Raw genomic sequence first — 14,331 nt, forward strand, 5'->3', positions numbered from 1 at the left:
AAAATGACTAAGAGTTAGGGAATATGAGCCAATTTCGCCAACAGGATAATTTACTCGGCCAATCTGACAGCTTTTTAAGCGTGCTGGATCAAGTATCACAGCTGGCTAGTTTAGATAAACCAGTGCTTATTATTGGTGAACGCGGTACAGGTAAAGAACTGATTGCAGCGCGTTTACATTTTTTATCGAAACGCTGGGAACAGAACTATATCAAGCTCAACTGTGCGGCGCTTAACGAGAACCTACTCGAAAGTGAATTATTTGGCCATGAAAGCGGGGCTTTTACCGGAGCAAGTAAACGCCATGAAGGTCGCTTTGAACGCGCCAACAGTGGCACGCTGTTTTTAGATGAATTAGCCAACACCTCAGCGATGGTGCAAGAAAAACTGTTACGCGTTATTGAATATGGTGAGTTTGAGCGTGTCGGCGGTAAGCAAACCGTTAAAGTAGATACTCGCCTTGTGTGCGCAACAAATGAAGACCTACCAAGTCTTGCAGAGCAAGGTGAGTTTAGAAGCGACCTACTTGATCGTCTCGCTTTTGATGTTATTACCCTGCCCCCGCTTCGTGAACGCCAAGAAGATATTATGTTACTTGCAGAACAGTTTGCGATTAATATGGCGCGTGATCTTGAGTGGGAGCTATTTAGTGGCTTTACTCGCAGCGCTACCGAAACACTGCAGTCATACGACTGGCCGGGTAATATTCGTGAATTAAAAAATGTTGTTGAACGAAGTTTGTATCGTCACGGCAATGAACATATTCCCGTTCACCAGATTATTTTAGACCCATTTGCCAGCAAATTCAGACCTAAGCAACGTATTAAAGGCAGTAGTAACAGTGCACCAATTGCACATATAGAACATGCGGTTACACCCCCTTCACAGGCGCAAGAGTCAGTATCACTAAGCAAACCTGAAATTCAGTTTCCTTGTAACTTGAAACAACTTTCCAATGACTTTGAAATTGATGTCATAAAAAAAGCATTGGAACACAGTCAATTTAATCAAAAGAAAACTGCAGAACAGCTCGAATTAACGTATCATCAATTACGTGGCTATTTGAAAAAATACAATTTATTAGACCAGCAGCAATAGTTAGAGGCTAATCAGGTGTATAAACCGTTACTTGCTTTGTCTTTGGTATGCTTAGTAGGCTGCCTAGATAGCGAAGAAAAAACCACTGAACAAAAAAATCAGGGCTTAGTGTATTGCGCTGAGGCTAACCCGGTGTCGTTTAATCCACAAGTAACGACCACGGGCTCAACCATTGATATTATTGCTAATCAGCTTTATGACCGCCTATTGAGTATCGACCCTGTGTCTGCTGAATTTCAGGCGGAACTTGCCACCGATTGGAAAATCAGTCCAGACGGCAAGTCCATCACTTTTACTTTACGAAAAGGGGTGAAGTTTCATACTACCAAGTACTTTACACCGAGCCGTGATTTTAATGCCGATGACGTCATTTTTACCTTTAGCCGCTTATTTGATGTATACAATCCCTATCATTTTGTGGGTGATGCCAATTACCCGTATTTTCAAAGTGTCGGTATTGATCAATTAATTCGCCGCATTGTGCGTGTTTCTGACTACCAGGTGCGCTTTGAACTTTATAATGCTGAAAGCAGCTTTTTAGCGAACCTTGCAACCGATTTTGCCGTGGTGCTATCAAAAGAATACGCCATGCAATTAAAAGAGCGAAAGCAAGAAAACCTCTTTGACCAGTACCCCGTTGGCACGGGCCCTTATGTGTACAGAGAATACCGTCGCGATCGCTTAATTCGCTATTACCGTAATCCTGATTATTGGAAACACCCTGTGGTGCTTGAGCAATTGGTTTACGACATAACGCCAAATGGCACCACCCGTGTCGCCAAAATGCTGACCAAAGAATGCGATGTAACCGCTCACCCTAGCAGCGCACAATTAAGTATTTTAGCTGAACGAGACGATATTAACGTTCAAAAAGAGCAAAACCTTAATATTGGTTATTGGGCATTTAATACTGAGCGTCCACCGTTTGATGATATTCGTGTGCGCCAAGCACTGGCCAGCGCGATTGATGTCGACAAAATCATGCAAGCAGTTTACTACGGTAATGGTATTAAGGCGCAATCGTTACTGCCACCAGCCTCTTGGGCTTTTGAAGCACAAAAAGCGATGCCTGAATTCAATCCTGAACTTGCGAAAACACTGCTTGCAGAGGCCGGCTATAAAAATGGCTTTGATATGAATATCTGGGCCATGCCAGTCAGCCGAATTTATAACCCAAATGCCCGTAAAATGGCGGAGCTGATGCAAAGTGATCTGCGCAAAATCGGGGTTAACGTGAGTATTGTGGAATACGAATGGAATACCTTTTTACAACGCGTTGGTGAACACCGCCACGATAGCGTGTTACTCGGCTGGGCAGCCGATACGCCCGACCCCGACAACTTTATGAGCCCATTGCTAAGTTGCACAGCAACTTTTAGTGGTAAAAATCCGGCAAACTGGTGTAACCCTGAATTTGATTTATTACTCACTCAAGCGCTCGACACCACCGATTTAGAAAAACGGAAGCAATTTTACAATCAAGCTCAGCGCATTATTGTACAAGAGTTGCCGATTCTGCCAATTGCCCACGGCATGCGTTTTCAAGCATCTAGCAGCGATGTGAAAGGGATAAGTTTAAGCCCGTTTGGCGGTATTTCACTGGCTAACGCGAGGAAAGAATAATGATACTTGATTATATTCTTCGCCGCTTAGCGCTGTTAATGTTTATGATGCTGACATTAAGTATTTTTACTTTTTCGTTAAGCTATTTATTCCCCGGTGATGCCTTAACCAATTTAAGTGGTATTACCAACAGCACTTTTTCGCAAACCAGCGTGCTTGAAGAAAAGTTCCACTTTACTGAAAATTATGCCGTGCAATACTTCGCGTTTTTAGAGCGCATCGTCCAAGGAGATTGGGGGGTATCGTTCGCCTCTGGTGAAAGTGTATTTCAGCATATTGTTGACCTATTTCCTGCCACACTCGAGCTGAGTACCTATGCGCTTATCGTGTCAGTGGTCGTCGGCGTGCCAAGCGGTATTTTAGCCGCTGCTTATTACAGACGTTGGCCCGATAAATTCATTAACTCAGGCACACTCATTGGCTATTCAATGCCCGTATTTTGGTTAGCACTGCTGTTAATAATGGTGTTTTCACTGCAGTTAGGCTGGTTTCCGATGTCGGGTCGTATGGGGTTACTTTACGAGATTGAACCTGTCACAGGGTTCATTTTGATAGATATCATTGCGGGAGACTTTCCGTATCATGGCATGGCTTTTGTGGATGCATTACACCACCTAACATTGCCAACTATCGTTTTGGCTATGTACCCAACAACCGTGTTGGTGCGCTTTACGCGCGATTCAATGCTCAAAGTGCTTGATCAAAGTTACATTAAAACAGCACGTGCTAAAGGGTTAAACCGCGCCCAGCTCATTATTCATCATGCCCTTAGAAATGCGTTATTGCCTGTGATAAAGCAAATCGGCTTACAATTTAGTACGCTGATCACCCTTGCGATGATCACCGAGGTCATTTTCTCATGGCCCGGCATAGGCCGATGGTTAATTGACAGTATTTATCAACGCGATTACCCCGCTATTCAAGGCGGCTTATTGGCTGTGTCTATGTTCGTAATTTTAGCAACGATTGTCGCAGAGCTCACTTACACTCTATTCGACCCACTCTCGCGGAACCAAGCTCATGGCAAAGTTTAATTTATTCTCTGAAGAGTCGAATAAATCGCCGTTGGCGCGATTTTGGCGTAAATTTAAAACCAACCACCCTGCACTTGTTGGCTTATGGTTATTTATTGCCTTTGCTTTACTGGCTGCATCAGCCCCTTTACTTGCCCCTTATGGCGTAAACCAGCAGCACAGCGATGCGTTATTATTGCCGCCATCATGGCATGATGCCGGTGATGTTCGGTTTCTATTAGGCACCGATGATTTAGGTCGCGATGTGTTGTCGCGATTAATGAATGGCGCAACTTACACATTTGGCTTATCTGTTGTAGCAGCCCTTATCACCACGGTTATTGGGGTTTTGGTAGGCACTTTTGCGGGCATTAGTCGTGGTATTCGTTCAAGCTTTTTAAATCACTTACTCGACATTACCTTGTCGATTCCCTCGTTACTTTTAGCCATAATTATTATCGCGATTCTTGGTCCTGGCTTAATGAACACCGTGTGGGCAATTATCCTTGCTCTACTGCCACAGTTTATCCACTCTGTTCGAAATCTGATTGTTGAAGAGCTCAATAAAGATTATATCACCGCCTTTAAACTAGATGGTGCGTCTAACTGGCACATATTAGCCCGAGGAATTTTCCCGAATATCTACGAACATATCGTGGTTATATTCACAATGGCACTTTCTACAGCAATATTAGATATCTCAGCACTGGGCTTTTTAAAGCTCGGTGCACAGCCGCCAACCACAGAATGGGGTGCGATTTTGGCCGAAAACCTTGGTTTAATTTACCTTGCCCCTTGGACTGTGGGTTTACCCGGCGTATTATTATTTTTAGCTGTGCTGTCTACCAATTTAGTAGGTGATGGTTTACGCCAAGTGCTTAAAGAACGTAAGGCCGACTAGTTATGCAATTACTCGATATTCGCAATCTCACGATAGAGTTACGCACCTCTGATACGGTAATTCGTGCGGTTGATAAAGTGAGCCTAACCCTTAAAGAAGGTGAGGTTCATGCGCTGGTTGGTGAGTCAGGCTCTGGCAAAAGCTTAATTGCGAAAGCCATTGTTGGGGTGTTGAATAAGCGCTGGCATATCACTGCCGACAGAATGCACTGGCGCGGTGTTGACTTAATGCGTCTATCCAATGAGCAACGCCGTAAATTAGTTGGTCAAGATATTGCTATGATTTACCAAGATCCAAGCCGCTGTTTGGACCCCACAGCAAAAATATTTGATCAAATTGCCGAAACCTTACCCGTTGAAGCAACCAGTGGCTTTTTCTTAAAACGAAATCGCCAACGTAAAGACCGCGTAAAAGCACTTATTCATAAAGTGGGAATTAAAGATCACAAAAAAGTGCTCGACAGCTATCCTCATGAGCTTTCAGAAGGTATCTGCCAAAAAGTGATGATAGCGATGGCGATTGCTCGTACTCCTAAATTACTTATCGCCGATGAGCCAACCACAGCCCTTGAGAGCACGACTCGTGCACAAGTTTTTAGGTTATTAAAAAGTTTGAACCTGTTAAAAAACATGTCAATTTTAATGATCTCTCATGAGCTTGAAGAGATCATAGACTGGTCGCATGGGATGCATGTTTTATACTGCGGACAAATGGTTGAAGCAGGCCCTACAAGCCGTATTTTTAGTCAGCCACACCACCCTTATACACAAGCATTATTAAAGAGCTTACCTGACTACGAGCAAGGTTTGGCACATAAAGAACCCTTTTATGCGCTCAAAGGCACGATTCCAACCTTGCAACATTTGCCGATAGGTTGCCGACTTGGCCCCCGTTGCCCACAAGCACAAAAAGCGTGTGTGGTAACGCCTAAATTGACGAAACATCATGGTCATAGTTATGCGTGTCACTTCCCATTAATTAAGGCGATGAAATAATGCAACCACTGCTAAAAGTGCAAGCCCTATCGAAAAGTTTTAATTTGCGTGCAGGACTCTTTTCACGCAAGCGTTTTACGGTGCTGAAAGACATTTCATTTTGTTTAGGCCAAGGTGAAACTATCGCCATTATTGGTGAAACAGGCTCAGGTAAAAGCACCCTTGCAAAACTATTAGCAGGTGCAGACAACGCAGATAAAGGGCAAATTTTACTCGATGGTAACATCATTGAAAATGATGGGCTTCGCGATAATGACTGTCGTCATATTCGCCTTATATTCCAAGATTCTGAAGCCTCACTCAACCCCGGCCTCACTATTGGTGACATGCTAAACGACTGCTTACAATATAATACTGATCTAGACAAAGCCGCTCGCGAAGAGAAAATTAAACAAACGTTAGCAAAAGTCGGGCTCTTGTTAGACCATCGTCATTATTACCCGCATATGTTCAGTAGTGGTCAATTGCAACGTATAGCGCTTGCACGCGCTTTAATTCTAGATCCTAAGGTTGTGGTGCTTGATGAGGCTTTATCGTCGCTAGACCCCTCTGTGCGTGCTCAAACGGTAAACTTATTACTACGTTTACAAAAAGAAACGGGCCTTAGCTATGTCCTGATCACTCATCATTTAAGTTTAGTACGCCATATTAGCGATCAACTTGTGGTGCTTGATCACGGCGAGATTGTCGAATACGGCCAAACTGAAACGATTTTCCAAAACCCGCAATCATCCGTAACACAGAAATTGCTGAGTTGTTGATTTACCTTAACGCTTTACGCTTAATTTGGCGTTAAAACGCCTCCTACACTCGGCACTATTTTATATCGAGGTAGGAATGGCGTGAGCCATGAAGAAGTTGCTATTCAGCGTTAAAACGCCTCCTACACTCGGCACGATTTCAAATCGAGGTAGGAATGGCGTGAGCCACGTAGAAGTTGCTATTCGGCGTTAAAACGCCTCCTACACTCGGCACGATTTCAAATCGGGGTAGGAATGGCTTTAGCCATGAAGAAGTTGCTATTTAGCGTTAAAACGCCTCCTACATTCGGCACGACTTAGAAGTTGCTATTCGGTGTTAAAAGCCTTCTACACTCGGCACGATTTCAAATCGCGGCCAGAATGGTTTTAGTCACGAAGAAGTTGCTATTCGGCGTTAAAACGCCTCCTACACTTGGCACGATTTCAAATCGAGGTAGGAATGGCTTTAGCCATGAATGCAGCATTCGCTAATGCACTTTGGTATAAAGAAAACGCGCAACCCTGCCCCATCAAGGCTAAGTAACAGCACAAGCCTCATCTGAGCGACACTTCGACTCTATCACCGTGACTGGGGGGTGTTGAAGTGACAATAAAATGAAGCGCTTCAGAGCCTTGATTACTTAATTGATGAACTTTGCCTGCGCTGACATGTAAACCTTGCTGTGCGCTAAGAATGTGGACTTGGCCATCAACCTCAATGGTATACGCCCTCCTACTCTAAAGACTGTATTTCATAGCAAAGCGTTTGTTATAGGTATTTTTAAACGACAAAAAAGGCGCCATAAGGCGCCTCTTCATTTAGCTAACTAATAGCTTACTCTGTAGGTTGAGCAGCTTTAGGTACTTTTACATCAGCTTGCGCTTTTAGTGCAGCAATAAATACCATATAGTTTTTATTTACTTGCGCCATCGTGATGTTTTGTTTTTGTTGTTCATTAATATCACTGCTTTGAGCTTCATTCACCGCTTTAAGCGCAACAATCGCAGAGTCACCATTATTTAAATCAACAACATCTGTCACGGGTGCACCTTGTGGGTGTGCCATTCTAAATGCCTGTTGAACAATAGCGGGTGAAACGGTGTACGCTTGACGTGCTAACGCCGCTTCTTGGCGAACTTCTAAGCCTTCAGCTGCCGCAATATCGCTTAAGCTTTTACCTGCTTCAATATCTGCATACAGAGTACGTGCTTTATCTTTAGCAAGTTCAGATGCTTTCTGCGCAACTAACGTCGCTTTGATTTGCTCTGAAACATCTGCAAGTGGCTTCGTCGTTGCTGGTTTGTGATCATTCACTCGAACAACAACAGCATGCTCATCACCCACTTCAATCACTTCTGAGTTCATGCGATCTTCTAACACTTCTGGAGAGAAAATTGCCGCAATAACTTGTGGGTTATTAAGTGGCTCTGGTAATGCGTTACGCGTTACTAGCTCTGTTTTTTGAACTTCAACACCTGCCGCTTCTGCTGCATCGTTTAATGTGTCAGAGATTTCAAACGCTAATTCACCCATTTCTGTTTGCTTCTCATAGAAAGCATTCACTTTCTTAGAACGCTCCAGCTCAGCACGTAACTCGCCTTTTACGTCAGCATAAGGTTTTACTTGCTGTGTTTGAATATCTGTCAGTTTGATGATGTGATAACCAAACTCAGATTCTACAACATCAGAAATGTCACCTTTGTTTGCAAGTGCATATGTTGCCTCTTCAAACGCAGGGTCCATCATGTCGCGCTCTATCCAATCAAGATCACCGCCCATCTCAGCACTCACGACATCGTCTGATGACGACTCAGCAAGCTGCGCAAAGTCTGCACCATTTTTAAGTTGTGCAAGTAACTCTTCTGCTTTCGCTTTTGCAGCATCATCGTCTTCACTATTATCAATTAAGATATGTGAAACACGGCGTTTTTCTGGCTCAATATATTGCGCGCTGTTTTGATCGTAATACGCTTTTACATCTTCTTCTGACACGCTTGAATCTAGGCTCAGATTCGCCGCATTTAAATCAATGTAGCTCACTGATACTTGCTCAGGTGCTAAAAACTGCGGTTGATTTAGGTCATAGTAATCAGCAATTTCTTGTTCGCTTACTTCAACGCCTTCTTGTAACGACTCTTTAGTAACAACAAGGTAATCGATACTGCGCGTTTGTTGTTGAAGTGCAACACTGTTGTTTAATTCGTTTTCTAATACGAAATCAGTTCCGGCAACAGCACCCACAAGTTGGCTACGCGTCATATCTTCACGTAGATACTCTCTAAAAGTATCTGGTTGAAAGTTCATTTGACGAAGCACTTGTAGATAGCGGTCGTTATTAAACTGGCCACCCACTTGGAAGTAAGGCATTTCTAAAATAGCTTTACGAACACTTTCGTCACTAACACGAAGACCTAATTCTGCCGCTAGTTGAGTTTGCAATTCTTGTTGTACTAAACGGTCAATTACACCTTGGCGGATTTGTGCCATGTAATTTGGATCGGCTGCGATTTGCGCAAAATATTCACCAAATTGTTGCTCTAAACGATTACGCTCATTTTGATAAGCACGGCTGAATTCGGTTTGGCTAATTTTAACTCCATTTACTTCTGCAACGGGTTGCTCTGTGGTTTGTCCTAAATAACCACCGATCCCAGCTAAAGCAAAAGATAAAATCACCGCGCCTAAAATAATTTTGGCTGCAGGTCCCTGCGAACCTTCTCTGATTTTCTCAAGCATTTATCTATCTCTATTCTGATCAGGTACAAATTAACCCTGCTCATGTAAAAAAAGCGTATCTTACCAGATACGCTTTTTCACTTGAAGTAACTGGTGCTAAGTTACCTAATTCAATTTAAGTGTGATTAGGTATCTCTCACCTTACTAATCTTTTGCTGATTAGTTTACTGCGTCTTTCAGCGCTTTACCTGCTTTGAAAGAAGGAATGTTTGCTGCTGCAATCTGGATAGCTTCACCAGTTTGTGGGTTACGACCTGAACGCGCTGCACGCTCACGTACTGAGAAAGTACCAAAGCCAACTAGCGCCACTGAATCGCCATCTTTAAGAGCGCCTGAAACAGCCTCGATGAATGAATCTAGTGCACGACCAGCAGCCGCTTTAGAAATGTCAGCATCAGCTGCGATTTGATCGATTAATTGAGATTTATTCACAATATCATCCTCTTTCATTGTTATTATCAAGAGCGATTGTTTTTTTAATTAACATCACTGTTTTGAAAATTTATGAGCAAGTTAAGTTTATGCTCAGGTTATTATATTTTTCTCAACCCTAGGCCACATAAGGCCTAGGCTTGAAAACTAGTGCTTAACTTATCATACCCTTTGTATTTGAAAAGCCCCTAAAAGCACTTTTTTGCTGTTTTTTACTGGTTTTTTTCAGTTTCGACTGAAAAACTCTCTACTGGGTGCTTCAAAGCTATCTTTAAAACGTCATCAATCCATGTAACTGGGTGAATTTCAAGACCCTCTAAAACGTTATCAGGGATCTCTTTTAAGTCACGTTCGTTAATTTTTGGAATAATAACGGTTTTAATACCGCCACGGTGGGCAGCTAAAAGTTTCTCTTTTAAGCCACCTATTGGAAGTACTTCACCACGTAAAGTGATTTCACCCGTCATGGCAACATCAGAACGTACCGGGTTACCCGTTAAGCTCGATACTAAACCTGTCACCATGGCAATACCCGCACTTGGGCCATCTTTGGGTGTTGCACCTTCAGGCACGTGAACATGTATGTCACGTTTTTCGTAAAAGTCACTATTGATACGCAATTTATCCGCGCGATTACGCACCACAGTCATTGCTGCTTGAATTGACTCTTGCATCACATCGCCCAGCGATCCCGTGTACGTTAGTTTGCCTTTACCAGGCACTGCGGCTGACTCAATCGTTAATAAATCTCCGCCTACTTCAGTCCACGCTAAACCCGTTACTTGGCCTATACGATCGCCATCTTCTGCTTTACCGTAATCAAAGCGCTGCACACCTAAGAATTCTTCTAGGTTGTCTTCGTCAATGGTGACTTTCTTAATGTCTTTATTAAGCAAAATATTTTTCACTGCTTTACGACACAGCTTAGACACTTCACGTTCAAGATTACGCACACCAGCTTCGCGGGTGTAGTAGCGAATAATGCCAATGATGGCGCTATCTTCAATCTCAACTTCGCTATCTTTAAGACCATTACGCTTAACTTGCTTTGGAATTAAATGCTGCTTGGCAATATTTAGCTTCTCATCTTCGGTGTAGCCCGATAAACGAATTACTTCCATACGGTCTAATAATGGACCCGGAATATTAAAGCTATTTGATGTAGCAACAAACATTACATCAGATAAATCGTAATCGACTTCTAAATAGTGATCAGCAAAATGGCTGTTTTGTTCTGGGTCTAATACCTCAAGCAATGCTGAGGCTGGGTCACCACGCATATCAGAAGACATCTTGTCGATTTCGTCTAATAAGAACAGTGGGTTTTTAACCCCAACTTTGGTCATGTTCTGAATCAACTTACCTGGCATTGAACCAATGTAAGTACGACGATGACCACGTATTTCAGCTTCATCACGTACGCCACCTAAAGCCATACGAACATATTTACGACCCGTAGAGCGCGCAATAGACTGCCCTAGTGATGTTTTACCCACACCCGGTGGACCGACTAGGCACAAAATTGGGCCTTTTAACTTATTAGTACGCTGTTGGACTGCAAGATACTCAATAATACGTTCTTTGACTTTGTCTAAACCGTAATGGTCGGTATCAAGAATTTTTTGCGCACCCGCTAAGTCTTTTTTCACTTTAGAGCGTTTTTTCCATGGCACATTGATAAGCGTATCAATATATGAACGAACCACGGTGGCTTCTGCCGACATAGGCGACATCATTTTCAGCTTCGCAAGTTCAGCACTTGCTTTCTCTTGCGCTTCTTTTGGCATGCCCGATTCTTCGATACGCTTTTTAATTGCTTCGAATTCATCTGGTACATCATCCAGCTCGCCAAGCTCTTTTTGAATCGCTTTCATTTGCTCGTTGAGGTAGTACTCACGCTGCGATTTTTCCATCTGCTTTTTAACGCGAGTACGAATTTTCTTCTCAACTTGCAGTAAGTCTATCTCACCTTCCATCAAGGCCATTAAGTACTCAAGACGTTCTGTTACATTAGAAATCTCAAGTACTTTTTGTTTTTCTGGCACTTTAAGTGGCATATGCGCTGCCATTGTATCCGCTAAACGTGCAGCCTCATCGATTCCCGACACAGAAGTAAGTACTTCAGGTGGGATTTTCTTATTGAGTTTCACATAGCCTTCAAATTGGCTAATAGCGCTACGAATAAAGATATCTTGCTCTTGCTCATCAATGTGGCTTGATTCAATGAACTGCGCCTCAGCAACGAAGAAATCATCGTTATCTAAAAACGTTTCGACGCTCGCACGCTGCGTGCCTTCTACAAGCACTTTAACGGTGCCATCAGGTAGCTTTAATAACTGAAGTACTGTGGCTATGGTACCAACACGGTAGATATCATCTTGTTGCGGATCATCAACAGAGGCGTCTTTTTGCGCCACTAGGAAAATTTGTTTATCTTTGTCCATCGCCGCTTCTAAGCATTTTATTGATTTTTCACGACCAACAAATAGCGGGATCACCATGTGCGGGTATACCACTACATCGCGCAGTGCCAACACGGGGATTTCAACTCGATCTGTTCTCTCAAGCGTCATTATATTCTCTTCGCACTTCATTTATTTTAAAGATTACTCAAGTATATGGGGATATGTAAGGGAAAGTTCAACATATTTATAAAAAAAGGAGCCATTGGCTCCTTTTTTATGTTTAACTGCTTAAATTTTGAACTATTTCAAATTTATTCAGATGCCGCTTTGTCTTGATTACCACTTTGGTAAATCAAAATTGGGTCTGACTCACCTTTAATAACCGTTTCGTCAATTACCACTTTGCTTACATCATCCATCGAAGGAAGTTCATACATGGTATCAAGTAATACACCTTCTACGATTGAACGTAAGCCACGTGCACCTGTTTTACGCTCCATTGCTTTGTGCGCAATCGCTGATAAGGCATCTTCACGGAACTCAAGCTCAACATCTTCCATTGCGAACAATGCAGAGAACTGTTTGGTTAAAGCATTTTTAGGTTCACTTAGAATTTGAATCAGTGCGGCTTCATCCAGCTCTGTTAACGTTGCAACAACCGGTAGACGACCAATGAACTCAGGAATTAAACCGTACTTCACCAGATCTTCAGGCTCAACATCTTTAAATGTCTCACTTAAGCTGCGGCTGCCAGATGATTGTTTAACTTCAGCACCAAAGCCAATACCCGTATTTTTGTGACTACGCTGCTCAATCACTTTATCTAGGCCTGCGAATGCACCCCCACAGATAAATAAGATTTTCGACGTATCAACTTGTAAAAACTCTTGCTGCGGATGCTTACGACCGCCTTGCGGTGGTACAGAGGCAACCGTGCCTTCAATCAGTTTTAAAAGTGCTTGTTGTACACCTTCGCCTGATACATCGCGGGTGATTGACGGGTTGTCTGATTTACGAGAAATCTTGTCAATTTCATCAATATAAACAATACCACGTTGCGCTTTTTCGACGTCGTAATCACATTTTTGCAGTAATTTTTGAATAATATTTTCGACGTCTTCACCCACATAACCGGCTTCGGTTAGTGTTGTGGCATCAGCCATAGTGAATGGCACATCAAGTAAACGAGCCATCGTTTCTGCAAGTAATGTTTTACCACTACCTGTTGGACCAATTAACAAGATATTACTTTTACCAAGTTCAATATCAGCGTTGATGGTTTGATTACGAAGACGTTTATAGTGATTGTATACCGCAACCGACAGTACTTTTTTCGCGTGGTCTTGGCCAATCACATAATCATCTAAGTGATTACGAATTTCTTTCGGCACAGGCAGTTTATCAGACGCGCTATGTTTCGGCGCAATGTCTTTGATCTCTTCCCTGATTATATCGTTACACAGCTCAACACATTCATCACAAATGTATACTGAAGGGCCTGCAATTAATTTGCGAACTTCATGCTGGCTTTTGCCACAAAAAGAGCAGTATAACAATTTATTACTTTTGTCGCCGTCTGTAGGAGTGTCAGACATTCAGCTACCTCATTTTTTACGTTGGCAGCAGCACGCAACTGCTGCTAATTCACTATGGTTAACTATACCAAAGAATATAAGTTTTCGCATAGTAAAGGGTGATAGCTAATAATACGATATCATTAGCTATTCAGATTACTTTGTTTCGCGACTAGAAAATACTGAATCAACGAGACCGTATTCAACCGCTTCGCTTGCACTCATAAAGTTGTCACGGTCGGTATCGCGTGATACCACGTCTAACGGCTGACCCGTATGCTCAGCCATCAAGCGATTTAGCTTATCTTTAATTGATAAAATTTCACGAGCATGAATTTCGAAATCAGACGCCTGACCTTGGAAACCACCAAGTGGTTGATGAATCATCACACGCGAGTTAGGTAAACAAAAACGTTTGCCTTTAGCGCCACCTGATAGCAAGAAGGCTCCCATGCTCGCCGCTTGACCAACACAAATAGTACTGACATCTGGCTTAATGAAATTCATTGTATCGTAAATCGCCATGCCCGCAGTGACCGAGCCACCTGGCGAGTTGATATAAAGATAAATATCTTTTTCTGGATTTTCTGACTCTAAAAACAGCATTTGCGCAAGAATCAAGTTTGCCATGTTATCTTCAACTTGGCCTGTTAAGAAAATAATGCGCTCTTTTAAAAGACGTGAGTAAATATCATATGAGCGCTCACCCTTTGCTGTTTGCTCAACAACCATAGGGACTAATGCGTTTAGAGGGTCTATCATACCGCTGTTCATTCTTATTTAATTCCTTATCCGCTGCGACTCATCCTTACTA

The 14,331-nt window shown here is 42.7% G+C and carries 11 protein-coding genes; 6 read left to right on the plus strand and 5 right to left on the minus strand.

Going from position 1 to position 14,331, the window contains the following annotated elements; genetic code table 11:
• Positions 1–23 precede the first annotated feature (23 nt).
• The 6 genes from pspF to JIG41_RS08660 are packed head-to-tail and all read left to right on the plus strand — an operon-like array spanning position 24 to position 6,390.
• Entirely contained in the window at positions 24–1,097 is a 1,074-nt protein-coding gene (gene pspF / locus JIG41_RS08635) for a phage shock protein operon transcriptional activator (protein ID WP_036969799.1), read from the plus strand.
• Positions 1,098–1,112: 15 nt separating this feature from the next.
• Positions 1,113–2,720: an ABC transporter substrate-binding protein gene (locus tag JIG41_RS08640; RefSeq protein WP_036969802.1), complete on the plus strand. Its 1,608-nt coding sequence runs from the start codon at positions 1,113–1,115 to the stop codon at positions 2,718–2,720.
• Positions 2,720–3,754, plus strand: coding sequence for an ABC transporter permease subunit (locus JIG41_RS08645; RefSeq protein WP_036969807.1), 1,035 nt, complete (start codon positions 2,720–2,722; stop codon positions 3,752–3,754). Before JIG41_RS08640 ends, JIG41_RS08645 begins: the two co-directional genes overlap by 1 nt.
• On the plus strand, positions 3,741–4,634 hold the full coding sequence (locus tag JIG41_RS08650) for an ABC transporter permease subunit (RefSeq protein WP_036969812.1): 894 nt from the start codon (positions 3,741–3,743) through the stop codon (positions 4,632–4,634). Before JIG41_RS08645 ends, JIG41_RS08650 begins: the two co-directional genes overlap by 14 nt.
• Before the next feature lie 2 nt (positions 4,635–4,636).
• Positions 4,637–5,629, plus strand: coding sequence for an oligopeptide/dipeptide ABC transporter ATP-binding protein (locus JIG41_RS08655; protein ID WP_036969815.1), 993 nt, complete (start codon positions 4,637–4,639; stop codon positions 5,627–5,629).
• Positions 5,629–6,390, plus strand: a complete 762-nt coding sequence (locus tag JIG41_RS08660) for an ATP-binding cassette domain-containing protein (RefSeq protein WP_036969818.1) — start codon at positions 5,629–5,631, stop codon at positions 6,388–6,390. Before JIG41_RS08655 ends, JIG41_RS08660 begins: the two co-directional genes overlap by 1 nt.
• 814 nt (positions 6,391–7,204) lie before the next feature.
• Here JIG41_RS08660 and ppiD read toward each other — a convergent pair.
• From ppiD to clpP, 5 genes are all read right to left on the minus strand, one after another.
• Positions 7,205–9,106 carry a peptidylprolyl isomerase gene (ppiD, locus tag JIG41_RS08665; RefSeq protein WP_075593898.1) on the minus strand — a complete coding sequence of 634 codons (1,902 nt, stop codon included), beginning with the start codon at positions 9,104–9,106 and terminating at the stop codon, positions 7,205–7,207.
• Positions 9,107–9,265: 159 nt separating this feature from the next.
• On the minus strand, positions 9,266–9,562 hold the full coding sequence (locus tag JIG41_RS08670) for an HU family DNA-binding protein (protein WP_256213542.1): 297 nt from the start codon (positions 9,560–9,562) through the stop codon (positions 9,266–9,268).
• 188 nt (positions 9,563–9,750) lie between these two features.
• Positions 9,751–12,111: an endopeptidase La gene (lon, locus tag JIG41_RS08675; protein WP_036969826.1), complete on the minus strand. Its 2,361-nt coding sequence runs from the start codon at positions 12,109–12,111 to the stop codon at positions 9,751–9,753.
• A gap of 143 nt (positions 12,112–12,254) precedes the next feature.
• Complete coding sequence (gene clpX / locus JIG41_RS08680) at positions 12,255–13,538, minus strand: ATP-dependent protease ATP-binding subunit ClpX (RefSeq protein WP_036969827.1); 1,284 nt, start codon at positions 13,536–13,538, stop codon at positions 12,255–12,257.
• 135 nt (positions 13,539–13,673) lie between these two features.
• On the minus strand, positions 13,674–14,291 hold the full coding sequence (clpP, locus tag JIG41_RS08685; protein WP_036969828.1) for an ATP-dependent Clp endopeptidase proteolytic subunit ClpP: 618 nt from the start codon (positions 14,289–14,291) through the stop codon (positions 13,674–13,676).
• Positions 14,292–14,331: the final 40 nt, after the last annotated feature.

Origin of the sequence: Pseudoalteromonas sp. bablab_jr011, from assembly GCF_016464045.1 — a bacterium.
GTDB classification, from domain to species: Bacteria; Pseudomonadota; Gammaproteobacteria; order Enterobacterales; family Alteromonadaceae; genus Pseudoalteromonas; species Pseudoalteromonas lipolytica.